Source organism: Pseudomonas sp. NPDC089392 (assembly GCF_044749595.1).
GTDB lineage: Bacteria > Pseudomonadota > Gammaproteobacteria > Pseudomonadales > Pseudomonadaceae > Aquipseudomonas.
Window position 1 is genome coordinate 39,169 of record NZ_JBIVIF010000021.1, and the last position, 25,020, is coordinate 64,188.

Below are 25,020 nucleotides of genomic sequence, written 5' to 3' on the forward strand. Positions count from 1 at the left end.
GGATCCCTGTAGGAGCGGCCTTGTGTCGCGATCGGGCGCGCAGCGGCCGTAAAACCGGCACACGCGGTGCACCTGATGAAACGCATTCGCCTGTCCTGCGGCCGCTGCGCGCCCGATCGCGACACAAGGCCGCTCCTACAGGGATCCGCGCCGGCATTGAAGAGTTAGTGCGCTATCTGGCATTTGCATTAGGTATTGCCATGTGCAGCGGTGCATTGGCCCTGGACCTCACCGAACACGAACAAGCCGGCAAACGCCTCTACCGCGAGGGCCTCTCCAGCAGCGACGCGCAACTGCAGGCCCGGGTCGGTGCCAGCGACATGACCGTACCCGCCAGCGTGCTGCCGTGTGCCAGTTGCCACGGCAGCGATGGCCGTGGCCGTGCCGAAGGCGGTGTGCGCCCGCCTAACCTCGACTGGCAACGCCTGGCACTTGGCCAGGGCGCGCGCGAGGTCAACGGCCGCAGCTACCCGGCCTATACCGACAGCAGCCTGGCCCGGGCCATCCAGCATGGCCTGGACCCGGCCGGCAATCGCCTGGACCCGGCCATGCCGCGCTTTGAACTGACCCTGGCCGACCAGCGCAACCTTACCGCCTACCTCAAGCGCCTGGCCCAGGACCGCGACCCTGGTGTGGAGGAGGGCGTACTGCGCCTGGGCACGTTGTTGCCCACCCGCGGCCCGCTGGCCGAAGCCGGGCAGGTGGTACGTGCCGTGCTGGAAGACGGCGTGACGCAACTCAACCAGCAAGGCGGCATTCATGGGCGGCGCCTGGAACTGGTAGTGCTTGACCCAGGCCCCGACCCGGCCAGCGCCGAACGGGCCTTGCAACAGTTGCTGGAGCAGGAGCGGGTGTTCGCCCTGATCTCGCCCTTGGCGCCCATGCTCGACCCGCGCCTGGCAACCCTGCTGTCGCCACAGAATGTGCCACTGATAGGCAACACCCCGCGCAGTGGCGGCAGCGCACAGATTTTCGACCCGCTACCCGGTTTACCCGAGCAACTGCTGAGTCTGGCCGGCCATGCCCGCGCGGCGCTGGGCCTGGCGCCGGGCGACCTGCGCGTGGTGTACGCCGGTAATGAGCAGGCGGCGTTGGCCGAACAGGTGCGCGAACGTTTGCTGCAGCAAGGTTGGTCGCCACCCGCCATCCAGGCGTTCGACGGCCAGGCCATGGACGGGCAGGGCATCGTCTTCCTCGGCCGTGCCCAGGCGTTTGCCGAGTTGGCGGCGGCGTTGCAGGCGGCAGGCCGCCAGCCCTACCTGTTCGCTGCCTCCAGCCAGGTGGCCGGCGCCGTGGCGCACTTGCCCGAGCAGTGGTCGCAACGGCTGTTCCTGGCCTACCCCTACGTGCCCGAGGATTGGACCGAGCAGGGCCTGGCCACGCTGGCCGGCCTGCAGCAGCGCCAGGGCCTCGACCCACGCCAGGCGTCGCTACAGGTCAACACCCTGTGCGCCCTGCGCCTGTTGAGCGAAGCGTTGAAACAGATTGGCCGTGACGCCAGCCGCGAGCAGCTGATTGCTGCCCTGGAAGGCCTGCACGATGTGGCCACCGGCCTGACCCCGGCGCTGGGCTTTGGCCCCGGCCGCCGCCAGGGCATGGCCGGTGCCCATGTGGTGGCGGTGGCCCTGCCTGGGCCACGTTTCATCTCGGTCACCCCGTACCGGCCAGTGCCGGACGCCCTTTGAGCGGAGGTTGCCATGCGAATTGTGTTGCTGTGCCTGTTACTGGTGGTCGCCAGGGCGAGCTGGGCCGATGTGCCCGCTGCGCGGGTCAATGGCGAGGAGATCGGGCTGATGCGCCTTGAGCGCTATTTCAGCGAATACCTGGACGCCCAGGGCCGCGCGGTGACCAGCATCCGCAACCCGGGCCTGTACAAGCGCCTGCGCGCCCAGGCCCTGGACGAGCTGATCGACAAGGAGCTGCTGTGGCAGGAGGCCCAGCGCCAAGGCATCGCCATCAGTGATCAGCAGGTGTCGGCGCATGTCGGCGAGGTGGAAGCGGCGTTTGGCAGCCCGGCAATTTTCGAGCGGCGTCTGGCAGAGGCGGGCTTCGATAGGGCACAGTACAATGAATACACCCGGCGCGAGATGGCGGCCCAGCGGGTGTATGCCCAGCTCAGCGCAGTCGACGCGCCGAGCCAGGACGAAGTGGAGGCATTCTATGATGCCAACCGAGAAAGGTTGCAAGGAGCGCAGAACCAAAGTGATAACCCTTCGGTCACACACGAACAGGGCCTGGTCTTGGCCAGGGCCACGCTCATCGGCCAACGGGAGGCGCAGGCGCGTCAATCCGTGCGCCAACGTTTGCGCGAATCCGCTAAAGTGGAAATCGCCGACTGAGGCCCCTGATGGCGTTTCCCCCAATGCTGGGGAATTAAGGTTTGGCAATGTGCCATCAGTTTCCCCGCTTGTGGGGAACCGGGCGGGTGTGCCTGCCTGCGGTGTTTCGGGTGCTGGTTGGAACCTTATGAAAATCAATGACTTACAGCGGTGCAACATGACTATTCACGCCTGGCACGAAGCCTGCTCAAGCTTATACAAGGGCGCACTTCGCAGACCGGGTAACCGGGCAGTTCTTGGGAGTCGACCTTGGTGAACAGAGTATTGGTAGTCGATGACGAACAGACTCTTGCGCAAAACCTGCAAGCGTACCTGCAGGCGCAAGGCCTGGAAGTTCATGTTGCCCACGACGGTGCCAGTGGTATCGAGCAGGCTGAAAGCCTGGCACCGCAAGTAGTTGTGCTGGATTACCGCTTGCCCGATATGGAGGGTTTTCAGGTTCTGGAGGCTGTACGCAAGAACAGGCAATGCCACTTCGTGCTGATTACCGCCCACCCCACCGTCGAGGTGCGTGAGCGGGCCGCCGAACTCGGTGTGAGTCATGTCCTGTTCAAGCCGTTCCCGTTGGCGGAACTGGCGCGTGCGATCTTCGACCTGGTGGGCATCGAGCGCCGGCGCAGGGCCACGGACAACCCGGCAGAAGGGTTCGTCGAACGACGCCAGAACAGGAACGAATCGTTCCCCCTGCAGTTGTACGATGGAAGCTGGGTGTTGGCTGACCGCCGCCGTAATGGCGCCAAGCCCCCAGGGCCCGAAGACGAACAACTGCTCACAGGGGAATAGCGGCGCCCGCACCCTGGCCGAGCCAGCCTGCGACGCGCCCCCTGAGCGGAGTCGCAGGCCATGCCAGAAGCATTCGATGCAACCCGGGAAGCTTTACAGCCTGCACCGGCCCATTCGCGGGTAAACCCGCTCCTACATGATTGCGCTGAACCTGTAGGAGCGGGTTCACCCGCGAAAGGGCCAGCACAGGCAAAACAGCTCCAAGCCTACCCCCGCGACCTGCTGGCCCAGGCCCGCCTGCAAGCCAGTGACGAGCGCCTGCTCAACTGTCTGGAACGCCTGGCCTGCGACAGCCCAGCCATCTTCACCCAACGCCTGGGCCTGACCCTGCATTACCCGGTGCTGGACAGCCACACGCTGCTGGCCAGCAGCCCACGCTTCGACAAAATCAGCCTGGCCGTGTGCCTGAAGCGCGAATTCGTGCTGATCGAGCAGGGCGGCCAACTGCTGGGCGTGTTCGCCGACCCCTTCGACCACGCCCGCCTGGCCTGGATCGACGATGTGCTGCAAGGCGCGCCGCTGTACCTGGCCCACGCCGCCGAACTGGCCACCTTCCTGGCCCGCCACGAAGAAAGCTTCCACGCCGTCGATGCCCTTGACCACGAAGCCGAAACCAGCAGTGAAAGCGACCCGCTGCAACGCCTGTCGCTGGCCAGCATCAGCGAAGACCAGAGCCGCGTGGTCAAACTGGTCAACTCCACCCTGTACGATGCCCTCAAGCTGCACGCCAGCGATATCCACCTGGGCATGACCGGCCAGGGCCTGACCATCAAGTACCGCATCGACGGCGTACTCAATGGCGCCGGCAAGGCCAGCGGCAGCGCCTTCGCCGACCAGGTAATCTCGCGCATCAAGGTCATGGCCGAGCTGGACATCGGCGAAAAACGCGTGCCCCAGGACGGCCGCTTCAAGGTCGCCGTGGGTGACCGGCAAATCGACTTCCGCGTGTCGATCATGCCCAGCATCTTCGGTGAAGACGCGGTGCTGCGGGTGCTCGACAAGCAGGACCTGTCCGACAAGGTCAGCGGTGTACAACTGCAAGCCCTGGGCTTTGCCGACGAGACTCTGCGCGCCCTGCGTCGGCTGGCCGCCGAGCCCTACGGCATGATCCTGGTCACCGGCCCTACCGGTAGCGGCAAGACCACCACCCTGTACGCCATGATCAGCGAGATCAACCATGGTGTAGACAAGATCATCACCATCGAAGACCCGGTCGAATACCAGCTGCCCGGCGTGCTGCAGATCCCGGTCAACGAGAAAAAGGGCCTGACCTTCGCCCGCGGCCTGCGCTCGATCCTGCGCCACGACCCGGACAAGATCCTGGTCGGTGAAATCCGCGACCCGGACACTGCCCAGATCGCCGTGCAGTCAGCGCTCACCGGCCACCTGGTGTTCACCACCATCCACGCCAACAACGTGTTCGATGTGATCGGCCGCTTCAGCCAGATGCAGGTCGACCCCTACAGCTTCGTTTCCGCACTGAACGCGGTGCTGGCCCAGCGCCTGATTCGCCTGGCCTGCCCGCACTGCGCCACACCCTGCGAACACGATGACGACACCCTGTTTGGTTCGGGCCTGACCCGCGAGGGTGTGGCTGGCTGGACATTCGTCCGCGCCCAGGGTTGCGGCCAGTGCCGCGGCAGTGGCTACCGCGGCCGCAGCGCCATCGCCGAACTGCTGCACCTGGACGACGACCTGCGGCAGATGATTGTCGAACGCCGCCCTCTGTCGCAAATCAAGACACTCGCCTGCCAGCGCGGCCTGCGCCTGCTGCGGGCCTCGGCCCTGGACCTGGTCCGCGACGGCCGCACCACCCTTGAGGAGATCAACCGTGTCACATTCATCTGACCGTTACTGCGCCGTGCTCGGCGCCGAGGGTGTCGGCCTGGGTCGCTGGCACAAAAATAGCCACCAGTGGCTGGGCAGCCGCGCGTTCACCTGCGATGCCGCCCAACCGGCCTGGGAAGCCGCCGTCGATGCGCTGGCCGCGCTGCTGGCCGAACATGCCGTACGTGGCGCGCAGTTGCGGGTGCTGCTGTCGGCCCGTTACAGCCGCTTCTGCCTGGTGCCCTGGAGTGACGCCATCGGCAACCCACGCGAACTGGACGCCTACGCCCGGGCCTGTTTCGAAAACCTTTACGGGCAGCCGCTGGACGACTGGCGCATCGTACTGTCGCCGGAGCCTGCCGGTGCCGCCCGCATCGCCACCGCGCTGCCCGAAGCGCTGCTGCAACGGTTGCAGGCGCTGGGCCGGGAAAGCCGCCTGAACCTGCGCTCGGTGCAGCCGTACCTGATGGCCGCCTACAACCGCTGCTCGGCACAACTGGAGCAGGGCGACTTCCTGTTCGTGCTGGCTGAGCCACGCCGCAGCGTGCTGCTGCTGGCCGCCGGAGGCGCCTGGCAGCAAGTGCTGGCGCAAGGCTGCGCCGACAGCGACCAGGCCCTGCAAGCACTGATCGAGCGCACTTGCGAGCTGTACGGCGAGCACATGCCACGCGTGTACCTGCATGCCCCAGGCCGGGGCGACGTGCCGCAACTGGCGGCGGTGAAGCTGTGCCAACCGGCCAGCGAAACCGACCCGCTGTGCGCCATGTGGCGGGCGGTGGCCTGACATGCGCCGCCTCGACCTGGAATTCCAGCCCCGGCGCAACAGCCCGTTGGCCTGGTCGCTGCTCGCCCTGGGCAGCGCCGTGGTCATCGGCCTGGTGCTGCTGCAACAAAGCTTGCAAGCCGAGCAGGTCGACCTGGAGGCCAGCGTGCACGGCCTGGAACTGCAACTGGGCCGCCGCCCGGCCACTGCAGCGCCGTTGAGCAGCGCCGCCAGCCGTGAGCAGGCCGAGCGCCTGGCACAGATGCAAAGTGTTTCGCAGCAGTTGCAACGGCCTTGGCAACAGCTGTTCGCCATGCTCGAAGCCCTGCCACAGGACGACGTCGCGCTGCTTGGCCTGACCCCGGATGCGCGCAAGGGCCAGGTCCGCATTACCGCCGAAGCGCGCAACCTGGAAGCGATGCTGCAGTACCACCAGCGCCTGGAGGCAAGTGAGGAGCTTAGCGACGTGTCGCTGCTCAATCACGAAGTGCTGGCGGCACAGCCTGAGCACCCGGTGCGCTTCACCCTAACCGCCACCTGGGAGACCGGCCATGCGCGCCCTTGAATCGCTGAGCAGCCTGATCCTTCATGAGCGCCTGCAGCGTGTCGGCACGGTCGGCCTGGCCGCCGCCGCGGTGGGTATGCTGGCCATTGGCGTGCTGTGCGCCGGGGTGTTGCCGCAGTGGCAGAACGTACGTGAACTGCGTGCCACGCAAGCGGACGCCAGCGTGCAGGTCGAGCGGGTCAAGCGTGGCGAGCTGAAGATCGCCGTCAAACCCGAGCAGCAGGCGCTGGACAGCCTGCGCCAGCAACTGCCTGGGCAGCCACAGGCCAGCGAGTTGATCGAGCGCCTGTACCACCTGGCCAGCGCCGAGCACATCAGCCTGGCCCGTGGTGAGTACGCCCTGGGCGTCGACCCCAAGACCCAGCTGGCGCGCTACCAGATCGTGCTGCCGGTACGTGGCAGCTACCCGCAGATTCGCGGCTTCCTCAAGGGCCTGATCAAGCAGCTGCCGACCCTGGTGCTGGAAGACCTTGAGTTGCAACGCAAACGCATCGGCGACAGCGAGCTCAATGCCCGCCTGCGCATGACCCTTTACCTGTCGAGGTCATGATGAACACACAACGTGCAGTCATCTGGGCCGGTTTCCTCGGCGTGAGTGCGGTGTTGGCCTGGGCGCCGGACCATTGGTTTGGCCAGGACGACGGCGTCGCGGCCTTCGCGGGTAAACCCGCTCCCACAGGGGCAGTGGACACCGCCAAGTCTGTGGGAGCGGGTTCACCCGCGAAAGGGCCGGAACAGGCCTCCCGCGATCTGTTCCCAACCCAGCAATGGACCAAACCCCAAACCCTGGCCACCGTCACCGAACAACCTGTTGCAACCGCACCTGTCGTAGCCCCGGCGCCAACCGCCCCGGCCTTGCCATTCCAGTTCATCGGCCGCATGGGCGAACGCGACGACCTGCAGGTCTTCCTGCAGAGCGGCGAAAAACTCTACGTCGTGCGCCAGGGCGACGTCATCGAAGACACCTATCGCCTCGACCGGGTATCGGCCAGCGAGCTGAGCCTGGTTTACCTGCCTTTGCATCAGTCGCAGACTTTGTCTGTAGGGAGCGCACCATGATGTCGTCAAAGCTGTGCAAACCTGCTCCGTTCCTGCTTGTGGCGCTGTGCGTGGCCATTGCCGGTTGCGGCTCCAGTGCGGTACGCGAGGACAGCGACCAGTTGATGAAGGAGGGCCAGTACGAGGCCGGCATCGCCCGCCTGGAAGAGGCCCTGCGCGAGGACCCGCGCGACACCGAGCTGAACATCGCCCTGGCCCACGGCCGCCAGGCGGCAGTCGAGGCGCTGATCGGCCAGGCCGACGCTGACCGCATCCGCCATGACTTCGCCGGTGCCCGCATGGGCTATGGCCGGGTGTTGATCATCGAGCCGAACAACCGCCGCGCCCAGGAAGGCATTCGCCAGCTGGAGCTGATCCGCACCCTGGACGAACGCGTGGCCCTGGGCCAGGCGGCGCTGCGCCAGGGCGATCTGTTCGGCGCCGAGCGCTACATGCGCGAAGTGATGCGCCTGGACCCGCAGAACCAGAAGGGCATGACCCTGCGCAGCGACATCGAGAACGTCCAGGCGCGTACCGCTCAGCCTTTCCCACAGTTGCACAGCAAACTGGAGCGGCCGGTAACCCTGGAATTCCGTGATGCCAACCTGAAGACCATCTTTGAAGTGCTGTCCCAGGTCGCCGGCATCAACTTCATCTTCGACAAGGACATGCGCCCGGATATGAAGGCCACCATCTTCGTGCGTGAAGTGCGCATCGAGGACGCCGTGGCGCTGCTGCTGGAGCAGAACCAGCTGCGCCAGAAGATCGTCAACGACAACACTCTGATGATCTACCCCGATTCGCCGCAGAAGGCCAAGGACTACCAGGAACTGGTCATGCGCACCTTCTACCTGACCAGCATCGATGCCAACACCGCGCTGAACATGGTCAAGACCATGCTCAAGACCCGCGACGTGTTCGTTGACGAGCGCCTCAACACCCTGACCATGCGCGACACCCCGGATGCCGTGCGCATGGCCGAGAAGCTGCTGCAGTCGCAGGACCAGTCCAACCCCGAGGTGGTGCTGGAAGTGGAAGTGATGGAAGTGGCCACCTCGCGCATCCTTGACCTTGGCCTGCAATGGCCCAACACCTTCGGTGTGCTGAGCTCCGATGGCAAGCCGGTCAGCGTGCTCGACCAGCTGAAGGGCATCGACTCCAGCCGCATCAGCATCGCGCCGGCGCCGCAGGCCAAGATCAACGCCCAGGACAAGGACATCAACACCCTGGCCAGCCCGGTGATTCGCGTCAGCAACCGCGAGCAGGCACGCATCCACATCGGCCAGCGGGTACCGATCATCAGCGCCACCTCGGTGCCGTCCACCCAGGGCCCGGTGATTACCGAAAGCGTCACCTACCTGGACGTGGGTCTGAAGCTTGAAGTGCAACCCACCGTGCACCTGAACAACGAAGTGGCGATCAAGGTGGCCCTGGAAGTGAGCAACGCCACCCCGCTGGAAGCCACCCGCCAGGGCACCATCCCGGTCCAGGTCGATACCCGCAACGCCCAGACCAGCCTGCGCCTGCACGACGGTGAAACCCAGGTGCTGGCCGGCCTGGTGCGCAACGACCACAACGCCAGCGGCAACAAGATCCCCGGGCTTGGCGACATTCCCGGCCTGGGCCGGCTGTTCGGCAGCAACAAGGACGACATGAGCAAGAGCGAGCTGGTGCTGGCGATCACCCCGCGCATCGTGCGCAACCTGCCGTACCAGAGCCCGTCGGACATGGAGTTCTCCACCGGCACCGAGTCGGCCATGCAGGTACGCCAGATGGCGCCGCTGCCACCGATGGACGTGCCCGGCAATGCGCCGACCACCGACGCACCGGCAGCGGACAGCCAAATGGCGGTCGCCCCGGTTGCCCCGGTCAACGGGAGCCCACGGCCATGAAAGCCCAGCGCCGCATGCACGGCTTCAGCCTGATCGAGGTGGTGCTTACCCTGGCACTGCTCGGGCTGCTGGCCAGCATGGCCGCGCCGCTGACCGAAACCGTGGTGCGCCGCGGCAAGGAGCAGCAGCTGCGCGAGGCGCTGTACCAGATTCGCGACGCCATCGACGCCTACAAACGGGCCTTTGACGCGGGTTACATCGAGAAGCGCCTGGATGCCAGCGGTTACCCGCCGAACCTGCAGGTGCTGGTGGATGGCGTGCGCGACGTGCGCAGCGCCAAGGGTGCCAAGTTCTACTTCCTGCGGCGCATCCCGCACGACCCGCTGCTGGCGGCCAAGGACAAGGACGAAGGTGGCTGGGGCCTGCGCGCTTACGACAGCAGCCCCGACAACCCGCGCGAAGGTGAAGACGTGTTCGACGTGTATTCCAAGGCCCGCGGCAAAGGCCTCAACAACATCCCTTACGGGCAATGGTGACAGCCATGAAACGCAGCAAAGGCTTCACCCTGATCGAACTGCTGGTGGTGATGGCGATTATCGCCACGCTGATGACCATCGCCATGCCGCGCTACTTCAACAGCCTGGAAAGCTCCCGCGAGGCCACCCTGCGCCAGAGCCTGGCAGTGCTGCGCGAGTCGCTGGACCACTTCTACGGCGACACCGGGCATTACCCCGACTCGCTGGAACAGCTGGTCGAGTTGCGTTACCTGCGCAACACCCCGATCGACCCGATCACCGAGCGCAGCGATGCCTGGCAGCTGGTGCCACCGCCTGAAGGCGTGGCCGGCGGCGTGGCTGATATCAAGAGCGGTGCCACAGGGAGGGCGCGTGATGGCAGCCTCTTCGCTGAATGGTAAGGCCGAAGCCGGCTTCACCTACCTGGGCGTGCTGCTGTTGATTGCGGTCAGCAGCGTGGCCCTGGCCGCCACCGGCACCATTTGGGCCAGCGCCGCCCAGCGTGACCGCGAACGCCAGCTGCTGTGGGTGGGCAGCCAGTACGCCCAGGCCCTGCGCAGCTACTACCGCGCCTCGCCGGGGCTGGCCCAGTACCCGCAAGAGCTGGCCGACCTGCTGCAGGACAACCGTTTCCCGCAGGCCAAACGGCACATTCGCCGGCTGTACCCCGACCCCGTCACCAACAGCGACGAGTGGGGCCTGCTGCGTTCGATCGACGGCCGTATCACCGGCGTGCACAGCCGCTCGGACGACACCCCGTTCAAGCGCAGTGGCTTCAGCAGCGAATGGAGCGGTTTCGAAGGGCTGGAGCATTACAGCGACTGGCAGTTCGTCGCAGAGCAGGCCTTTACCGAAAGTGCCGGCGGCGTGCAGACCCACAGCGGCCCGGGAGACACGCCATGAACCGCCTGGTTGCGCTGTGCCTGAACCTGCTGCTGATGGCCGTGCTGGCCACTTCGGCCAAGGCCGGGTCCGAAGACGAGATGCAGGGCTTCATTGTCGACAACACCATCTCGCACATCGGCCACGACTTTTACTTCTACTTCGCCGACCGCCTGCGGGCAACCAGCCGCCTGGACTTCAACCTGGTGGTGCGCGAACGCCCGGATGCCCGCTGGGGCAGCCTGGTAACCGTGGAGTTCGAGCGTGAGGTGATGTACCGCCGATTCCTGCCACCGAACACCACCGAGCTCAAAGACGAGGCCGTCGCAGCTGCCGACCTGGTCAAGCAGCAAATCATTCAACGCAAGCTGCAACGCCTGCTACAGGACACCACCGATCTGGAGAGGGACGAGCTATGAAACACCGCATACCCCGTTGCATTGCCGCCTGCCTGCTGGTTAGCGCATGTGCTGCCCAGGCCACCGAGCTGGTGTACACCCCAATCAACCCATCGTTTGGCGGCAACCCGCTGAACGGCACCTGGCTGCTGAACAACGCCCAGGCGCAGAACGACTACGACGACCCCGACCTCAAGGACCGTGCCTCGGCGTTTTCCGGCACCTCGGCCCTGGAGCGCTTCAGCAACCAGCTGGAGTCTCGGATGTTGTCGCAATTGCTGGACAACATCAGTAACGGCAATACCGGCAGCATGGCGACCGATGCGTTTCTCATCGACGTCATCGACGATTCCGGGGCCTTGAGCATCAAGGTCACCGATCGCGCCACTGGAGAAACTTCGATCATTGAGGTCAGCGGCCTGAACCCCTGAGAGGGAAGGGCTTTTATGTTGGGGAGAGAACACTATGAAACGTCTGCTGAGCACGCTGCTGATCCTCACCGCCCTGGGCCTGCAAGGTTGTGGCCTGCGCGAACCCATGTCGGCCGAACAGGACTCGGAAACCCCGACCCTGACCCCTCGCGCCTCCACCTATTACGATTTGATCAACATGCCACGGCCCAAGGGCCGCTTGATGGCGGTGGTGTACGGCTTCCGCGACCAGACCGGCCAGTACAAGCCAACCCCGGCCAGCTCGTTCTCCACCAGCGTCACCCAGGGTGCAGCCAGCATGCTGATGGACGCCCTGAACGCCAGTGGCTGGTTCGTGGTGCTGGAGCGTGAAGGCCTGCAGAACCTGCTGACCGAGCGCAAGATCATCCGTGCTTCGCAGAAAAAGCCTGACGTAGCGGAAAACATCATGGGCGAACTGCCCCCGTTGCAGGCTGCCAACCTGATGCTGGAGGGCGGCATCATCGCCTACGACACCAACGTGCGCAGCGGTGGCGAGGGTGCCCGTTACCTGGGGATCGACATCTCCCGCGAGTACCGCGTCGACCAGGTGACCGTGAACCTGCGCGCGGTGGACGTGCGCACCGGGCAGGTGCTGGCCAACGTGATGACCAGCAAGACCATCTACTCGGTCGGCCGCAATGCCGGGGTGTTCAAGTTCATCGAGTTCAAGAAGTTGCTGGAAGCTGAGGTGGGGTACACCACCAACGAGCCGGCGCAGCTGTGCGTGCTGTCGGCGATCGAGTCGGCGGTGGGGCACTTGCTGGCGCAGGGGATCGAGCGGCGGTTGTGGCAGGTGGCGGGGGATGCGGGGGCGGGGCAGGCTACGGTGGACAAGTATTTGAGCCAGAATCAGCAGCAGTGATTGGGGTTGAGGGCCTCTTCGCGGGTGAACCCGCTCCTACATGGATCGCATACCCTTGTAGGAGCGGGTTTACCCGCGAAGAGGCCGGTGCAGGCGACACAAAAATTCGATTGATACTGACACCCCAGGGCCGCTTTGCGGCCCTATCGCGACACAAGGCCGCTCCAAGGATCGCACCAGACCCTGGAGCATGGACAAGGCGGGCAACCCAAGTCTCACAGGTTCGGCACGTTGCCAAAATGTGGGAGCGGCCTTGCGTCGCGATGCGCCGCGCGGGCGGCGCTCGATGTCAGCCCCCACCCAAAACCCAAGCCGGCCGTGATTGGCCTCAAGGGCCTCTTCGCGGGTAAACCCGCTCCTACAAGGGACTGAGCTGGCCCTAGGCTTTGCGCTGTCCGTTGTAGGAGCGGGTTTACCCGCGAAGAGGCCGGTACAGGCGACATATTATTTTCATCACTGTGCTGCAACGACTTGGACTTGGCGCAAGAGCGAACCCAAGACCCAGGGAAGCTGCTGCGGGTGGGGGCTGTACACGGGAGGTAACCGTCAGTGAGTCGGTGGTCACCGAAGGTGGCGACCACGTCAGCCAAGGAACACATTCGGGTTCACACAAAAGCGGTCGGCCAGCGCCCGGATCTGGCGAACGTTGAGTTTGCGCTTGCCCGACAACAGCTGGGAGACGGTCGACTGGCTGCCGATCTCGGGAAGGTCGCGCTGGCTGACCCCGTGCTCTTCCATCAGGGAACGCAGCACTTCGACGCCGGTGGCTTCGGGGATGGGAAAGTGCTTTTTATCGAAGTCGCTGATCAGGTTAGCCATGCACTGCACCAAGCCATCCAGCGGGTGCCCTTCGTCATAACCGGTGATCTCTTGCAGCTCGTCAAGCGCAGCCACCAGCGTGTCGTAAGCAGCCTCGTCCTTCGGTGGACTAAGCAGAGGCGCGACGAAGGCCCAGTGGTCGACGGCAGTTTTTACCAGAGCATTCATATTCAATCCTTCCACTTCTCTTTGTCGTATTCGGCGTGGCTGAGTACGAACTTTATGTAGACCTGCTGCGTACTGTAAGACACTCCAGCTATCAGCCTGATCTTGTTGCCGCCGATGTCGAACACATGGAACCGTCCGACTAGGTCCACTGCAGGAAACAAAGCTTTCATTTGCGAGAAATTGCCAGGCGTTTCCTGGCTTATTCGCTTGTACCAGCTCTCCAGCGCCGTAGCAGACTGGGGCCATTTGGCCACCGCCTCAACGATGCGCTTGTGTGTCACCACACGCATGCAAACCCATTGATTCGCTTTTGCAATATAGCAGAGGCTACAGTCGATCTTGGGTGATTGCAAATCCGAATTCTAGCTCAAGAAGCTGCTGGAGGCTGAGGTGGCGTACACCACCAATGAACCGCCGCAACTGTGCGTGCTGTCGGCGATCGAGTCGGCGATGGGGCATTTGCTGGCGCAGGGGATTGAACGGCGGCTGTGGCAGGTGGCGGGGGATGCGGGGGCGGGGCAGGCTGCGGTGGACAAGTACCTGCCAGAATCAGCAGCAGGGATTGGGTTCGAGGGCCTCTTCGCGGGTAAACCCGCTCCTACAAGGATCAGCGCTGGCCTCAGGCTTGGCGCGGTCCCTTGTAGGAGCGGGTTTACCCGCGAAGAGGCCGGTGCAGACGACACAATAATTTGATTGATGCTGACACCCTGGGGCCGCTTCGCAGCCCTATCGCGACACAAGGCCGCTCCTACATCGACCGCGTCAGCGGGTGGGGAAGTGAAGGCCGGCGGGAGAAGTGTTACAGCGCTTACCCTTCGCTTGAAACGCTTCCCCGACACCGGTAGTCTTTGCCCGCTGCTGTCAATCCAGCAGCCGGGTTTGGTAGCCCGCGATCAATCAAGGCGCACAAGCGCCCGCTCTGCGATACAGTTGGCGCTTTTTTGTGCTTGGCTGTTTCGTTTTATGGCGGCTGTGCGTAGGGCGCCTCCGTGCGCGCCGGTTTCCTTGATTCCCGGTCTACCAACCTGCGTACAGCCGTCACCATTTCGTTTGGTAGCGATTTGTGGCGGCTCCAGTGAATCAAGGAGCGACACAATGACAAAAGGCTTACCTGATCCTCCCGTACGCGCCACCACGGCGGCCTCCAGTTTCTCTACCTGTGAATGCAGCCATCCGCCGTTGTTTGCCGTGCGCTCGGGGGTGGATTACGAAGATGCGTTGGTGCACCTGTCGACGCTGCTGAAAGGGGCGTTTGCCACCAATCTCAAGGCGCTGGAGCTGGCCAAGGGGACCTGCCGTGATCTGTTGTTGAGCAATGACCATGGGCTGGATTCGGCCAAGGCGGTGGTGGAGGCGTTGCTGGATGGGGTGGAAAGGCAGCAGTTGGCTGGGCGGAAGATGGTGCCGGGTATCTGACGGCTGCCCTGCGTACTGGGTCAACCTGCCTTGCGCAAGGTCAGGTTGATCCGCCGCTCGCCCATTCTGGGATGCACGCCAGGTTTGATCGGCAACACCCCATGAAAGCGCAAACGGTCCTCACCTCCCCAGACCAGCACATCCCCATGGCTCAACGGTATCCGCTGAGTCCTGTCCGACCGCTGCAACCCGCCAAACAGGAATACCGCCGGCAACCCCAGTGAAATCGACACGATCGGCTGGTCGAAGTCCTGCTCGTCGCGGTCCTGGTGCAGGCTCAGGCGGGTGCCGGGCAGGTAATGGTTGACCAGGCAGGCATCGGGCACGAAACCTTCGAAACCGGCTGCCGCCGCTGCACGCCCAGCCAGTTCGAGCAGGACCTGGGGCAGGCCGGGCCAGGGGCGGCCGCTGACAGGGTCGGTGGGGCTGTAGCGATAGCCTTTGTCATCACTGACCCAACCCAGCGACCCGCAATTGGTCAACGCCACTGCCATGTTCAGGCCGCCCGGTGTCTGCATGTGCCGGAACGGCGCGGCACGCAGCACCGGGCGCAGAGCGTCGAGCAGCGGCTCGATGACGGCCAGGGCGAAGCCGGGCAGCAGCACGGTGTGGCTGGCTAGGCGTTGCGGCTGGGGGCCGAACAGGTCGAGGTCGGACTGGATCATGATGCGGCGGCGTGGTGGGGGGATGTCAGGCATTGTAAGGCAAGCGCGGCTCCCACAGGGACTGAGCAAGACTAGGGGTTATGCAGAGGCAGAAAAAAAGGAACCGCGACGCCAGAGAGAGGAGACGCCGCGGTTCAAGGGGGGAGCTCGTCAGCGTTGGGTAGCGGTAGCGGTGTTGCCGTTGCCCATCTGGTTGATGGTGGCGCTCTGGTTGGCGCCACTCTGGTTGACGATGGCCGCGTTGTTGTTGCCGCCCTGGGTCACGTAGGCGACGTTGGCGGTGTCGGCCTGCTTGATCGTTGCGCTGTTGCCACTGCCGTACAGCTGGGTGGTGTAGCTCTGGTTGGCGTAGCCGGACTGGTCCAGGTTGATGCTGTTGCCAGTGCCGGTGGACGAGCCGAAGGCGTAGTTGTCGGTGCCGCGCTGGTCGGCGATGAGGCTGTTGTCGGTGCCGTTCTGCTCGAAATACAGCTCGTTGTAGCTGTCGGCCTGTTTGGTCTCCATGGTGTTACCGGTGCCTTTCTGGCTAAGCGTGGCCAGTTGGTACTCGCCGTTCTGGGTCAGGTTGGTGCTGTTGTTGGTACCGTTCTGGTTGATGTTGGCGGTCTGGTTGTTGCCGAACTGCCCGCCCAGCTTGTCGCCTTTCCAGTTGCTGGCCAGCACCTTGTTGCCGGTGCCCTTGCTGGTGACGGTCAGGCTCTGGTTGTCGCCGGTCTGGTAGGTGAAGCTGCTGTTGGTCTTGCCCATTTTGCGAGACGCTGGTGTTCGAGTTGTTGGTCTCGAACTGATCCGACCAGCTGGCGTTGGACTGGCCCTGTTGAGGTGGATGCCTGCGGATACATCGCTCCGGCCCTTTCAAGCCGAAAGCCGGCAATCCACCTTCAACAAAAGTATTGCACAGAGTCAATGCGCTGTCCGTACCTGGTAGAAATGCCAGTAGTCGTACTTTTGCGCCTGTGAGCAAATTGGCAATGACCTGCCTCAGCGTGACATTGCGAAGGCTGAGTCGCTCGTTCAAAGTGAGGAGGCCCCATGAAGCGTGCTCTGATGTGTGGGTTACTTTTAATTGCCAGTTGCGGGATGGGATATTGGATTCTGGCCCGCTCTCCTGCGCCTGTGCGTCCGGTTGCAAAAACCCAGGTGCTGTTGTTGGAGGCACCAAAGTTGCAACAGCTTGTCGAACTGAACATACGCGGTACACAAGCAGTAGAGGAACTTAAAAAGTGGTATGACTCCACCACCGATGATTGTGGTGGGCCAGACAAACCGAGCAACCTGTGCAGCGGAATAGCGCTGCGCGCCACCGCGTCCAGTCCGGACATGCTGCCATGGGACCCAAGCCAGAAGCATCTGGACAAAGGGAGTATCGCGTTCTCCTGGGTACGCCGCGATACCAACTTCGGGCGGCCATTCGATCGGACGAATGGCTTTATGTTCCCGCCCGTGCAGGCAGTGCCGGAGGGCAAGATAAAGAACCTTGATGTGCTATGTACTTTCCCCACCGACGGTAACACGGATGCCCGTGAAGCTGCGCAGGGATGCGGCCCTCGACGAGGGCTGGAAAGTACGACCGATGCCTGCCAGAAAGTGAATGTCAAGGATGCAGACGATTGGTTGAAACAATACAGCGATGATGATGTGAGATGGACACGGATTTGCGGTTGGGATCTGCGCGAAGAACCGGCAAATATGAGAGCCGAGTGGTTTGAGATGGCGGTGAAGGTCCGGGCGGGCTTGATCGGCAATGCCTGGGTCGGCTTCAACGAAGTGTTATTGCCAGTCTGGCCGCTGGGCAGTGGGCCAAATCTGCCGTTACAGGCGTTCTTCTATGTCGAAGGTGATCATACTGCGCTGGTGAAGGCGCAGTATGATCAGATTCGCTATGAAAAAAATTATGGTCAGTCTGTCCCGGTCATTCGTACTAAGTTCCCAACTGACAAGGATCAGGTCATGGTGTTTACCTATGCAGAAGAGGATCAGGCCGTAGGGCGGCCTGTGCCCGTCGCGAAAATTGACTTCGAATCTGAGACAGTGGGCGAACGTAAAGACTTTGTGGTTGATGGTGTGACGTTTCTGATGGCCAACCGCGGCGGGGTCAGCAAGGATGCACATGAGGAGAGCGAAGGGTTGATCAGCCGTAAGCACTTGAAGTTTGAGCATTACATCCACATAGTATTGCCAGGTAAAGGGCGGCGTGAGGTGAGCTATCACTGGGGTTGTAATGATCATTGTGAGAGATACACGACCATTGTGGAAAATGGAAAAATCCTGTCAACGTCGTCCGCCATGCGCTATGGAACCGACGAGTTTATTATTGAAGGGCCAGAGGTCGTGACGCTTTATATTGTCGACGACCGTGAGGGCCTGCGAATGGTACTGGATAACCTTGAAATAAGAGAACTGTCAGCAGAATAGCCAGAATCGCGGGGAACCCCAGCCTCACAGGTTCGGCACGTTGCAACAAACATGAGGTGGTGGCCTTGCGTCGCGCGGGCGGCGCTCGATTTCCTTCACTTAGGAAGCGGGCCATGCCCCTGCCACGACGCAATCCATCAACCAGGATGACGCCCGGCCATTTCTCCCGCACACTGCGCAAAATTCCCAAGCCCGTACCCTGCCATCTTGCCGGGGCGCAGCCGGAGTAGAAAATGGCGCGATATCTAATAACAAACGCCCAAGACCCGCTGCACGAATCCCGCCAGGCGCGCATGCGCCTGGCCAGCGAAGGCGAGCTGCCGCTGGGCATGCTGCGCGATGAAATCGACGCCTCCTGGCGCCGCAGCCTCGGCCACGGCCTGGATTGCCTGCAAGGCGAGCAGGTCGGCCTGGGCCTGGGCCTGGAACAGGGCCATGACCTGCGCGCGCTGCTGGAACGCAACCGGCTGCTGGTGGACGCGGTTACCCCCGAGCTGGACTACCTGGTCTCGCGCCAGGGCAAGGCAGGCATCATTATCCTCGGCGATGCTCAGGCCAACGTACTGGCCATCGAAGGGCAGAAACACGTGCTGGAACGCGAAGGCCTGCGTGACCTGCACCCCGGCAGCTGCTGGAGCGAATCGTTGCGCGGCACCAACGCCATCGGCACCGCCGTGGTCGAAGGCCGGCCGACGCTGATCAACTGCGGCGAGCATTACCTGGACCGGCTCAGCCCGTTCTCCTGCACCTCGGTGCCGCTGCGCGACCCGCGCGGCGAAGTGATCGGCGTGCTCGACATCACCCGTGAAGGGGTCATGGCCCAGCCACAGGACAGCCTGAGCATGCTGATGCTGGCGGCCGGCAATATCGAGAGCCGGATGTTCGGCCTGTGCCACCCCGAGCAGTTGGTGCTGGCCTTCCACAGCCGCCCGCAATACCTCAACAGCGCCTGGCACGGCCTGCTGGCGCTGAGCCTGGACGGCGAGGTGCTGGCCGCCAACGACAACGCCTGCCAATTGCTCCAGGTACCGCGCCAGGGCTTGATCGGGCGCCGCAGCAGCGACCTGCTGGGTGAGCGCTCACCGGCCTTCATTGCCCGCCTGTGGCAGGGCGGTGTGAGCACAGTGCAAACGGCCACGGGCGAATTTTTCTTCCGTGCACTGCAGCTGCCACGGCACAGCCCGGTCAATGGCAGCGCGGCGCATGCCAGGCCGGCAGCGGCCATCAAATCTCCAGCGCTGGAGGCCCTGGCCGGCGGTGATGCGCGGTTGGCGCGCAACCTGCGCATGGCCCGCCAGGGCCTGGGCACCGGTTTGCCGGTGTTGCTGCTGGGCGAGACCGGTACCGGCAAGGAAGTCGTGGCCCGTGCCCTGCACCAGGCCAGCCCGCGGGCCGACAAGCCGTTCGTTGCGGTCAACTGCGCGGCGATTCCCGAGGGGCTGATCGAGTCCGAACTGTTCGGCTACCGCGAGGGTGCCTTCACCGGCTCGCGCCGGGGCGGCATGGTCGGGCGGCTGATGCAGGCCCATGGCGGCACGCTGTTTCTCGACGAGATCGGTGACATGCCGCTGGCCCTGCAGGCGCGGCTGTTGCGCGTGCTGCAGGAGCGCCGGGTGGCACCGCTGGGCGCGGGCGACGAGCAGGACATCGATGTGGCGCTGATCTGCGCCACCCACCGCGACCTCAAGCGCCTGGTACAGGTACAGCACTTTCGCGAAGACCTGTACTACCGGGTCAACGGCGTGTCGCTGCGCCTGCCGGCCCTGCGCGAGCGCGATGACCTGGCGAGCATCATCGAGGGCTTGCTGGACAAGTCCGGCGCCAAGGGCGTGAGCCTCAACCCGGCCCTTGCGGCGCTGCTCGAAGGCTTCGACTGGCCGGGCAACATCCGCCAGCTGGAAATGGTCGTGCGCACCGCCTTGGCCATGCGCGAGGACGGCGAGCAGGTGCTGACCCTCGATCACCTGACCGATTGCCTGCTGGAAGAACTGGCCAGCGGCACGACACCTTCCGGTAGCCTCAAGGACAACGAACTGGAATTGATTCGTGGCGCACTGGCGCGCCACCAGGGCAATGTCTCGGCCGCCGCCGAAGCGCTGGGCATCAGCCGGGCGACGCTGTACCGCAAGCTCAAGCAGTTGCGCGGCTGACATGGGCAACCTGTTCGCCAGGCTGGTGGAATCCAGCAACCCGCTACTCATACGCCAGGCCCTGGCCTGGCTGTATGGTTTCGTCCGCCCCCATCGACGGGCCATCGGCGTGCTGCTGGGCTTGTCCTTCGGCGCATCGCTGCTGGCACTGGTGCAACCCTGGCTGGTCAAGACACTGATCGACGACGGCCTGCTGGCCAAGGATTACCAGACCCTCTGGCACATGGCGGCGATCATGATCGGCGCCGGCGTGCTGGGCACGGTGCTGGCGGGCGTCAACCGCTACCTGCACACGCGTTTGTCAGGGCGCATCCTGTTCGCCCTGCGCGATGACCTGTACCGCCATCTGCAGCAGCTGTCGCCGACGTTCTACGGGCGTCGGCGTACCGGCGACATCCTCTCGCGGCTGGACGGCGATGTTGCCGAGATCCAGCGTTTTGCCGTGGATTCGCTGTTCTCGGCGGTGTCGGCAGTGATTGGCCTGGTGGGCGCGGTAGCGCTGATGCTGATGCTGTCCTGGCAACTGTCGCTGTTGTTGGCACTGCTGATCCCGATCGAAGTGCTGTGGTTGCGCTGGATGCGGCGCAAGGTCGAGCGTGAGGTGCGCAACCTGCGCGAGCGCTCGGCGGATGTGTCGTCGTTTCTGGTTGAGACCCTGCCGGCGATGAAGTTCATCCAGGCGTCCGGCCAGCAGAACCGCGAGGCCGGGCGCCTGGACCAGCTGGGGCAGGGCTATATGCGCCAGTTGCTCAAAGTGCAGGTGACCGAGTTCTTCACCCAGGCAATCCCCGGCACTCTGACCTCGTGGTGCCGCGCCTGCGCGTTCCTGGTCGGTGGCTGGTGGGTGATCCAGGGCACCTGGCAACTCGGTGCGCTGATCGCGTTTTCCACCTACATGGGCATGGCGGTCGGCCCGGTGCAGAGCCTGTTGGGCCTGTACGTGGCGGTGCAACGCATGGCGGTGAGCCTGGGCCGGGTGATGGAGTTGAAGCAGGAAGCGGTGGCCGTGCGCGAGGCCGACTCGCCCAGGCCGATGCCAGAAGGGCCGGGCGAGCTGCGCCTGGAAGGTGTGAGCTTTGCCCATGACGGGCGCCAGGGCGCGGTGCTGGCGCAGGTCGATGCCTGTATTGCCGGTGGCCTGAAAGTCGCCATCAGCGGTGCCTCTGGCGTCGGAAAGTCGACCCTGATCGACCTGCTGCAGCGCTTCTACGACCCGGATGCCGGGCGCATCCTGCTCGATGGCGCCGACCTGCGCGAACTCGACCTGGCCGCCGTGCGCCAGCGCATCGCCGTGGTCAGCCAGGACATCGTGCTGTTCCGCGGTACCCTGGCGCAGAACCTTGCCTACGGTGCCCCGCAGGCCAGCCGCAGCGAGCTGGAGCGGGTGGTGCGCCTGGCCCACCTCGGCAGCCTGGTCGAAAGCCTGCCGCTGGGCCTGGACGGGCTGCTCGGCGAGCGCGGCCAGCAGCTTTCCGGTGGGCAGAAACAGCGCATCGCCATTGCCCGGGCAGTGCTGCAGGCACCTTCGATCCTGGTGCTCGACGAGGCCACTTCGGCGGTCGACGAAGCCACCGAACGCGAAGTGATTGCCGCTATCGACGAACTGTTCGCCGGGCGCACGCGCATCCTCATCAGCCACCGCGCATCGACCCTGGCCGATGCCGACCTGCACCTGCATCTGCAAGGTGGGCAACTGCGCGTATTGCCCCAGGAGACGATCAGGCATGGCCACTGAATTCAGAGTAGGTGTGATCGACAGTGGTTGTGCGCCAGCACAGTCATTGGTTGCTGCCCGACGCTTCTGGCTGGATGAGGGCGTGCTGTGCGAGGGCGAGTTGCAACCGGACCGGCTCGGCCATGGCAGCGCCGTGCTGGCCAGCTTGCAAGCCGAGGCCGGCGAGCTGCCGCTGTTGCTGGCTCAGGTCTTCACCGAGCAAGGCAGCACCAGTGCCCTGCAGGTCGCCGCCGGGTTGTTCTGGCTGGCCGAGGAGGGGGTGACGTTGATCAATCTCAGCCTTGGCTTGCAGCAGGACCGGGCGGTGTTGCGCCAGGCCTGTGCTGAAGTGCAGCAGGCCGGCGTGCTGCTGTGCGCGTCCAGCCCGGCGCAGGGCAGTGCGGTGTACCCGGCTGCGTATCCGGGGGTTATCCGCATCACCGCCGATGCCCGTTGCGCGCCAGGGCAGTGGTCGTGGCTCGGCAGTGCCCAGGCCGATTTTGGTGGCCATGTGGGGGAGCGCGGGCGGGCCGGTGCGAGTCTGGGATGTGCGGCGGTGAGCGGGCGGATTGCGGCGTTGCTGCAGCAACGGCCCGGCCTGGATCGCCAGCAGATTTATGCCTGGCTGCAGGCTCATGCCGCGTTCAGCGGCCCGGAGCGACGAGGTGCAGCGGATGCCTGAGCCACACATTCTGGTGCTGGGCGCCGGGCCGGCTGGCGCCGCTACCGCACTTGGCCTGCGGCGGCTGGGCTACCCGGTGACGGTGGTCTCCGACTGGCGGCGTTTTGCCGCCGTGGAAGGGGTTTCGCAACGGGTGCTGGAAGGGCTGCGTCATGCCGGCCTGGGCGGCGCCCTGGCCGAGGCAGCGGTACCGGCTGCACGCCAGGTACGCTGGAGTGGCCAGCATCTGCAACTCAATCAGGAGTTTCTGCTCGATCGCCAGCGTTTCGACCGCGCCTTGCGCGATGACCTGAGGCGGGCAGGGGTAACCTTGGTGGAAGGGCGCGTTCGCGAAGTCTCGCGTGCTGAGGGCTACCAAGTCCGGCTGGATGACGGGCAACTGCTGCAGGGCCACTTTATGGTCGAAGCGCGCGGTCGCCAGGCACCATTGGCGGCCGACCGTTTGCGTGGCCCGGAAACGGTCAGCCTGCTCAACCTCTGGCAGGGTGAGCCCCGCACACCTGCGTCGGCCGTGGAAAGCCTGGAGGATGGCTGGGCCTGGATGGCCAGGCTGGCCGATGGGCGTTGCTACTGGCAGGTGACTTTGGACGCCGAGGGGCTGCCGGGCAAGGCGGGGCTGCCTCAATACTGCGCTGCACGCCGAGGTGCTTCGGCGCTGGTTTCCGAGTTGTTCGATGCACGTGCGCTGGAACCAGTGCAGGTGCATGCCCGCAGCAGCACGGCGATCCTTGCGGGTGACTGCGTGGGCGATGACTGGCTGCGGGTGGGTGATGCGGCAATGGCGGTTGACCCATTGTCGGGGAACGGGATATTCCAGTCGCTGTCATCGGCGTTGCAGGCGCCGGTAGTGATCAATACCTTGCTGCGCCGTCCTGAGCGGGCCGGCCTGGCGAAGCAATTTCATCAGCAGCGTATCGAACAGTTGTTCATGCGTTTTGCCCGCATCGGGCGGGATTTTTATGGGCAGGAGCTTGAACGCGCTGGGCAGCCATTCTGGGAACGCCGTCGAGGCTGGCCGGATACACAGCCGTTACATCTGGCGGCGGACTGGGCGGCGGTTCGGGTGGGGCGGCGGCCGGTGTTGCGGGACGGGTTTGTGGACGAGGCGCAGGTGGTGGTGACGGCGGATCAGCCGTTGGGGGTGTGGCATTTGCAGGGAATAGATTTGCCCTGTGTGGTGGCTAAGTTGCTGGCTGGGAGCCCGCTCGAAACCGTGCTCAAAAGCCAAGCGATGGAGCAACAAAAAATGTTGCGGCGGTGGTTGGCCGATCAGGGTTACCGCTGAGCGTATTGATACGGCATGACCGCTGCGGACCTAGCATAACTGACAGTTGTGCCTCGCGATGCGTGATGTTCTGATGGCGGGATTGAACACATGCGTACAGTGAGGGTACTTGTGAGAAAGCTTCTACCTTACCAATACACACTTTATGGACATGCTGGCATTTCTTCGCGTGTTTCTGTTCTTGGCTTCAATGGGCAGCCGCTAGATAGCTTTTCAAATTGTTATCTTCTGGGGAACGGTAAACGAGCGTTCAGTTCGATCTTGATGCGTTTTTGTTCTCCTGATGAACTTAGCCCATTCGGCCTGGGAGGGATCAGTGCGTATGTGTATTGTAGTGGTGATCCGGTTAATAACATCGATCCGACAGGAAGTATTAAGTTTAATGTTATCATGAGTCGTCGTCCTCGTCCTCGTCCTCGGCCTCGGCCTGTTGGAGTTATAGCTCCTTCAAGAGCCCAGCTACTACCGGATAGATTATTTAAAAACAGGCGGACGATAAGATTGACGGAGCGAACGGTGGTAACTCCGACACCACCAAACTTTCACTTCACAGATCAGGAGCTTTCTAATGCAGACCGCATTCACTTTGTCGCCTCTCAATCAACAACAATGGAGCACTTGCGGAGCCATGCCCCAGGGGGGTTGTTTGGACGGATGATTGCTTTGGCGGTCAGGGAAGAGACCTCCGGGGTGATAGGAAACATTGGGCAACTCTATGCGCCGGGGCAAGTTAACTTGAGGGTAAATGGTCCCTATCTTGATATTCTTCTAATGCATGCTTGGGACGCAATGGAGGTCTGGCGACGCGTTGCTACTACGGAGGAAGTGGCACGTGTTTTGAGACAGTAGAAAGTACTATCCTGCTCTTTGTTGTCGAGTTTTCTTTGGTTTTCGGTCAAGTAACGATGATGGACTAGAATCTGCGCCGGCCCGAGCGCGCCGCACTGGCGAAGCAGTTTCATCAGCAGCGGATCGAACAGCTGTTTATGCGTTTTGCCCGCATCGGGCGGGATTTTTATGGGCAGGAGCTTGAGCGCGCAGGGCAGCCATTCTGGGAACGCCGTCGAGGTTGGCCAGATGCTCAGCCGTTGCATCTGGAGGCGGATTGGGGCTGTGCGGGTGGCGGCGGCGGCCGGTGTTGCGGGAGGGGTTTGTGGACGAGGCGCAGGTGGTGGTGACGGCGGATCAGCCGTTGGGGGTGTGGCATTTGCAGGGGGTCGAGCTGGCGCCGGTAGTGTTCAGTTTGCTTGCAGGTGAATCGCTCGATACCGTCTTGAATGGGAAACCCGCGGAACATCAGATAATGCTGCGGCGTTGGTGGGGAGAGCAGGGTTACAGCTGAAATCCTGGGTCTGCTTGGTGGCCCTTTCGCGACACAAGGCCGCTCCTACAGAGAACGCGCACTCCTGTAGGAGCGGCCTTGTGTCGCGAAAGGGCTGCAAAGCAGCCC

The 25,020-nt window shown here is 63.6% G+C and carries 25 protein-coding genes and 3 pseudogenes; 24 read left to right on the forward strand and 4 right to left on the reverse strand.

Going from position 1 to position 25,020, the window contains the following annotated elements:
* Nucleotides 1–200: 200 nt before the first annotated feature.
* The 15 genes from ACIP1G_RS18245 (at nt 201) to ACIP1G_RS18315 (ending at nt 12,256) form a co-directional block, all read left to right on the forward strand.
* Nucleotides 201–1,685: an ABC transporter substrate-binding protein gene (locus tag ACIP1G_RS18245; RefSeq protein WP_400739540.1), complete on the forward strand. Its 1,485-nt coding sequence runs from the start codon at nt 201–203 to the stop codon at nt 1,683–1,685.
* Nucleotides 1,686–1,697: 12 nt separating this feature from the next.
* Nucleotides 1,698–2,339 (forward strand): SurA N-terminal domain-containing protein, encoded by a 642-nt coding sequence (locus tag ACIP1G_RS18250; protein ID WP_400739542.1) that lies wholly within the window; start codon nt 1,698–1,700, stop codon nt 2,337–2,339.
* A gap of 249 nt (nt 2,340–2,588) precedes the next feature.
* A complete protein-coding gene (locus ACIP1G_RS18255) occupies nt 2,589–3,122 on the forward strand; it encodes a response regulator (protein WP_400739544.1) in 534 nt (177 codons plus the stop codon).
* A gap of 60 nt (nt 3,123–3,182) precedes the next feature.
* A complete protein-coding gene (locus tag ACIP1G_RS18260; protein WP_400739546.1) occupies nt 3,183–4,970 on the forward strand; it encodes a GspE/PulE family protein in 1,788 nt (595 codons plus the stop codon).
* Nucleotides 4,954–5,733: a hypothetical protein gene (locus ACIP1G_RS18265; protein ID WP_400739548.1), complete on the forward strand. Its 780-nt coding sequence runs from the start codon at nt 4,954–4,956 to the stop codon at nt 5,731–5,733. The genes ACIP1G_RS18260 and ACIP1G_RS18265 overlap by 17 nt, the downstream gene beginning before the upstream one ends.
* A gap of 1 nt (nt 5,734) precedes the next feature.
* On the forward strand, nt 5,735–6,277 hold the full coding sequence (locus ACIP1G_RS18270) for a PilN domain-containing protein (protein WP_400739551.1): 543 nt from the start codon (nt 5,735–5,737) through the stop codon (nt 6,275–6,277).
* Nucleotides 6,264–6,827 carry a type 4a pilus biogenesis protein PilO gene (gene pilO / locus ACIP1G_RS18275; protein ID WP_400739554.1) on the forward strand — a complete coding sequence of 188 codons (564 nt, stop codon included), beginning with the start codon at nt 6,264–6,266 and terminating at the stop codon, nt 6,825–6,827. Before ACIP1G_RS18270 ends, pilO begins: the two co-directional genes overlap by 14 nt.
* Complete coding sequence (locus ACIP1G_RS18280) at nt 6,827–7,336, forward strand: hypothetical protein (RefSeq protein WP_400739557.1); 510 nt, start codon at nt 6,827–6,829, stop codon at nt 7,334–7,336. The genes pilO and ACIP1G_RS18280 overlap by 1 nt, the downstream gene beginning before the upstream one ends.
* The gene (locus tag ACIP1G_RS18285) at nt 7,333–9,207 is read left to right on the forward strand and encodes a secretin N-terminal domain-containing protein (RefSeq protein ID WP_400739560.1); all 1,875 of its coding nucleotides are present in this window, start codon (nt 7,333–7,335) and stop codon (nt 9,205–9,207) included. Before ACIP1G_RS18280 ends, ACIP1G_RS18285 begins: the two co-directional genes overlap by 4 nt.
* A complete protein-coding gene (locus tag ACIP1G_RS18290; RefSeq protein WP_400739562.1) occupies nt 9,204–9,683 on the forward strand; it encodes a type II secretion system protein in 480 nt (159 codons plus the stop codon). Before ACIP1G_RS18285 ends, ACIP1G_RS18290 begins: the two co-directional genes overlap by 4 nt.
* Before the next feature lie 5 nt (nt 9,684–9,688).
* On the forward strand, nt 9,689–10,063 hold the full coding sequence (locus tag ACIP1G_RS18295; RefSeq protein WP_400739565.1) for a type II secretion system protein: 375 nt from the start codon (nt 9,689–9,691) through the stop codon (nt 10,061–10,063).
* Complete coding sequence (locus ACIP1G_RS18300) at nt 10,038–10,565, forward strand: type II secretion system protein (protein WP_400739567.1); 528 nt, start codon at nt 10,038–10,040, stop codon at nt 10,563–10,565. The genes ACIP1G_RS18295 and ACIP1G_RS18300 overlap by 26 nt, the downstream gene beginning before the upstream one ends.
* Nucleotides 10,562–10,963 (forward strand): curli production assembly/transport protein CsgE, encoded by a 402-nt coding sequence (gene csgE, locus ACIP1G_RS18305; protein ID WP_400739570.1) that lies wholly within the window; start codon nt 10,562–10,564, stop codon nt 10,961–10,963. Before ACIP1G_RS18300 ends, csgE begins: the two co-directional genes overlap by 4 nt.
* Nucleotides 10,960–11,373 carry a curli assembly protein CsgF gene (locus tag ACIP1G_RS18310; RefSeq protein ID WP_400739573.1) on the forward strand — a complete coding sequence of 138 codons (414 nt, stop codon included), beginning with the start codon at nt 10,960–10,962 and terminating at the stop codon, nt 11,371–11,373. The genes csgE and ACIP1G_RS18310 overlap by 4 nt, the downstream gene beginning before the upstream one ends.
* A 34-nt stretch (nt 11,374–11,407) precedes the next feature.
* Complete coding sequence (locus ACIP1G_RS18315; protein ID WP_400739576.1) at nt 11,408–12,256, forward strand: CsgG/HfaB family protein; 849 nt, start codon at nt 11,408–11,410, stop codon at nt 12,254–12,256.
* Nucleotides 12,257–12,838: 582 nt separating this feature from the next.
* Here ACIP1G_RS18315 and ACIP1G_RS18320 read toward each other — a convergent pair.
* Together ACIP1G_RS18320 and ACIP1G_RS18325 are read right to left on the reverse strand one after the other, a co-directional pair.
* Complete coding sequence (locus tag ACIP1G_RS18320) at nt 12,839–13,243, reverse strand: type II toxin-antitoxin system HigA family antitoxin (RefSeq protein ID WP_400739579.1); 405 nt, start codon at nt 13,241–13,243, stop codon at nt 12,839–12,841.
* A gap of 2 nt (nt 13,244–13,245) precedes the next feature.
* Nucleotides 13,246–13,533 (reverse strand): type II toxin-antitoxin system HigB family toxin, encoded by a 288-nt coding sequence (locus ACIP1G_RS18325; protein WP_400739582.1) that lies wholly within the window; start codon nt 13,531–13,533, stop codon nt 13,246–13,248.
* Nucleotides 13,534–13,612: 79 nt separating this feature from the next.
* Here ACIP1G_RS18325 and ACIP1G_RS18330 point away from each other — a divergent pair.
* Both ACIP1G_RS18330 and ACIP1G_RS18335 read left to right on the forward strand, forming a co-directional pair.
* Nucleotides 13,613–13,795 (forward strand): annotated as a pseudogene (locus ACIP1G_RS18330) (CsgG/HfaB family protein); the annotation flags it as partial.
* A gap of 627 nt (nt 13,796–14,422) precedes the next feature.
* Nucleotides 14,423–14,659, forward strand: coding sequence for a hypothetical protein (locus tag ACIP1G_RS18335; RefSeq protein ID WP_054885269.1), 237 nt, complete (start codon nt 14,423–14,425; stop codon nt 14,657–14,659).
* 20 nt (nt 14,660–14,679) lie between these two features.
* On the opposite strand, the gene alkB is transcribed toward ACIP1G_RS18335, so the two are convergent.
* Together alkB and ACIP1G_RS18345 are read right to left on the reverse strand one after the other, a co-directional pair.
* The gene (gene alkB / locus ACIP1G_RS18340) at nt 14,680–15,324 is read right to left on the reverse strand and encodes a DNA oxidative demethylase AlkB (protein WP_400739585.1); all 645 of its coding nucleotides are present in this window, start codon (nt 15,322–15,324) and stop codon (nt 14,680–14,682) included.
* 150 nt (nt 15,325–15,474) lie between these two features.
* Nucleotides 15,475–16,144 (reverse strand): annotated as a pseudogene (locus ACIP1G_RS18345) (curlin); the annotation flags it as partial.
* A gap of 212 nt (nt 16,145–16,356) precedes the next feature.
* Between ACIP1G_RS18345 and ACIP1G_RS18350 the strand changes: the two are divergent.
* From ACIP1G_RS18350 to ACIP1G_RS18380, 7 genes and pseudogenes are all read left to right on the forward strand, one after another.
* The gene (locus tag ACIP1G_RS18350) at nt 16,357–17,739 is read left to right on the forward strand and encodes a hypothetical protein (RefSeq protein ID WP_400739588.1); all 1,383 of its coding nucleotides are present in this window, start codon (nt 16,357–16,359) and stop codon (nt 17,737–17,739) included.
* 233 nt (nt 17,740–17,972) lie between these two features.
* The gene (locus ACIP1G_RS18355) at nt 17,973–19,889 is read left to right on the forward strand and encodes a sigma-54-dependent Fis family transcriptional regulator (protein ID WP_400739590.1); all 1,917 of its coding nucleotides are present in this window, start codon (nt 17,973–17,975) and stop codon (nt 19,887–19,889) included.
* Nucleotide 19,890: 1 nt separating this feature from the next.
* On the forward strand, nt 19,891–21,624 hold the full coding sequence (locus ACIP1G_RS18360; protein WP_400739593.1) for an ABC transporter ATP-binding protein: 1,734 nt from the start codon (nt 19,891–19,893) through the stop codon (nt 21,622–21,624).
* Entirely contained in the window at nt 21,614–22,285 is a 672-nt protein-coding gene (locus ACIP1G_RS18365; protein WP_400739595.1) for a peptidase S8 and S53 subtilisin kexin sedolisin, read from the forward strand. The genes ACIP1G_RS18360 and ACIP1G_RS18365 overlap by 11 nt, the downstream gene beginning before the upstream one ends.
* Entirely contained in the window at nt 22,278–23,570 is a 1,293-nt protein-coding gene (locus ACIP1G_RS18370) for an NAD(P)/FAD-dependent oxidoreductase (RefSeq protein WP_400739598.1), read from the forward strand. The genes ACIP1G_RS18365 and ACIP1G_RS18370 overlap by 8 nt, the downstream gene beginning before the upstream one ends.
* 90 nt (nt 23,571–23,660) lie before the next feature.
* On the forward strand, nt 23,661–24,419 hold the full coding sequence (locus ACIP1G_RS18375; protein ID WP_400739600.1) for an RHS repeat-associated core domain-containing protein: 759 nt from the start codon (nt 23,661–23,663) through the stop codon (nt 24,417–24,419).
* Between the two features lie 71 nt (nt 24,420–24,490).
* Nucleotides 24,491–24,912: pseudogene (locus ACIP1G_RS18380) on the forward strand (FAD-dependent oxidoreductase); the annotation flags it as partial.
* Nucleotides 24,913–25,020 lie beyond the last annotated feature (108 nt).

Bases quoted from the DNA above. Each gene is read 5' to 3' on its own strand.
- ACIP1G_RS18360 (WP_400739593.1), top strand. From the start codon at position 19,891: ATGGGCAACCTGTTCGCCAGGCTGGTGGAATCCAGCAACCCGCTACTC.
- csgE (WP_400739570.1), top strand. From the start codon at position 10,562: ATGAACCGCCTGGTTGCGCTGTGCCTGAACCTGCTGCTGATGGCCGTG.
- ACIP1G_RS18325 (WP_400739582.1), bottom strand. From the start codon at position 13,533: ATGCGTGTGGTGACACACAAGCGCATCGTTGAGGCGGTGGCCAAATGG.
- ACIP1G_RS18310 (WP_400739573.1), top strand. From the start codon at position 10,960: ATGAAACACCGCATACCCCGTTGCATTGCCGCCTGCCTGCTGGTTAGC.
- ACIP1G_RS18350 (WP_400739588.1), top strand. From the start codon at position 16,357: ATGAAGCGTGCTCTGATGTGTGGGTTACTTTTAATTGCCAGTTGCGGG.
- ACIP1G_RS18250 (WP_400739542.1), top strand. From the start codon at position 1,698: ATGCGAATTGTGTTGCTGTGCCTGTTACTGGTGGTCGCCAGGGCGAGC.
- ACIP1G_RS18375 (WP_400739600.1), top strand. From the start codon at position 23,661: ATGCGTACAGTGAGGGTACTTGTGAGAAAGCTTCTACCTTACCAATAC.
- ACIP1G_RS18295 (WP_400739565.1), top strand. From the start codon at position 9,689: ATGAAACGCAGCAAAGGCTTCACCCTGATCGAACTGCTGGTGGTGATG.
- ACIP1G_RS18280 (WP_400739557.1), top strand. From the start codon at position 6,827: ATGAACACACAACGTGCAGTCATCTGGGCCGGTTTCCTCGGCGTGAGT.
- ACIP1G_RS18270 (WP_400739551.1), top strand. From the start codon at position 5,735: ATGCGCCGCCTCGACCTGGAATTCCAGCCCCGGCGCAACAGCCCGTTG.
- ACIP1G_RS18260 (WP_400739546.1), top strand. From the start codon at position 3,183: ATGCCAGAAGCATTCGATGCAACCCGGGAAGCTTTACAGCCTGCACCG.
- pilO (WP_400739554.1), top strand. From the start codon at position 6,264: ATGCGCGCCCTTGAATCGCTGAGCAGCCTGATCCTTCATGAGCGCCTG.
- alkB (WP_400739585.1), bottom strand. From the start codon at position 15,324: ATGATCCAGTCCGACCTCGACCTGTTCGGCCCCCAGCCGCAACGCCTA.
- ACIP1G_RS18365 (WP_400739595.1), top strand. From the start codon at position 21,614: ATGGCCACTGAATTCAGAGTAGGTGTGATCGACAGTGGTTGTGCGCCA.
- ACIP1G_RS18285 (WP_400739560.1), top strand. From the start codon at position 7,333: ATGATGTCGTCAAAGCTGTGCAAACCTGCTCCGTTCCTGCTTGTGGCG.
- ACIP1G_RS18320 (WP_400739579.1), bottom strand. From the start codon at position 13,243: ATGAATGCTCTGGTAAAAACTGCCGTCGACCACTGGGCCTTCGTCGCG.
- ACIP1G_RS18355 (WP_400739590.1), top strand. From the start codon at position 17,973: ATGGCGCGATATCTAATAACAAACGCCCAAGACCCGCTGCACGAATCC.
- ACIP1G_RS18290 (WP_400739562.1), top strand. From the start codon at position 9,204: ATGAAAGCCCAGCGCCGCATGCACGGCTTCAGCCTGATCGAGGTGGTG.
- ACIP1G_RS18370 (WP_400739598.1), top strand. From the start codon at position 22,278: ATGCCTGAGCCACACATTCTGGTGCTGGGCGCCGGGCCGGCTGGCGCC.
- ACIP1G_RS18245 (WP_400739540.1), top strand. From the start codon at position 201: ATGTGCAGCGGTGCATTGGCCCTGGACCTCACCGAACACGAACAAGCC.
- ACIP1G_RS18300 (WP_400739567.1), top strand. From the start codon at position 10,038: ATGGCAGCCTCTTCGCTGAATGGTAAGGCCGAAGCCGGCTTCACCTAC.
- ACIP1G_RS18315 (WP_400739576.1), top strand. From the start codon at position 11,408: ATGAAACGTCTGCTGAGCACGCTGCTGATCCTCACCGCCCTGGGCCTG.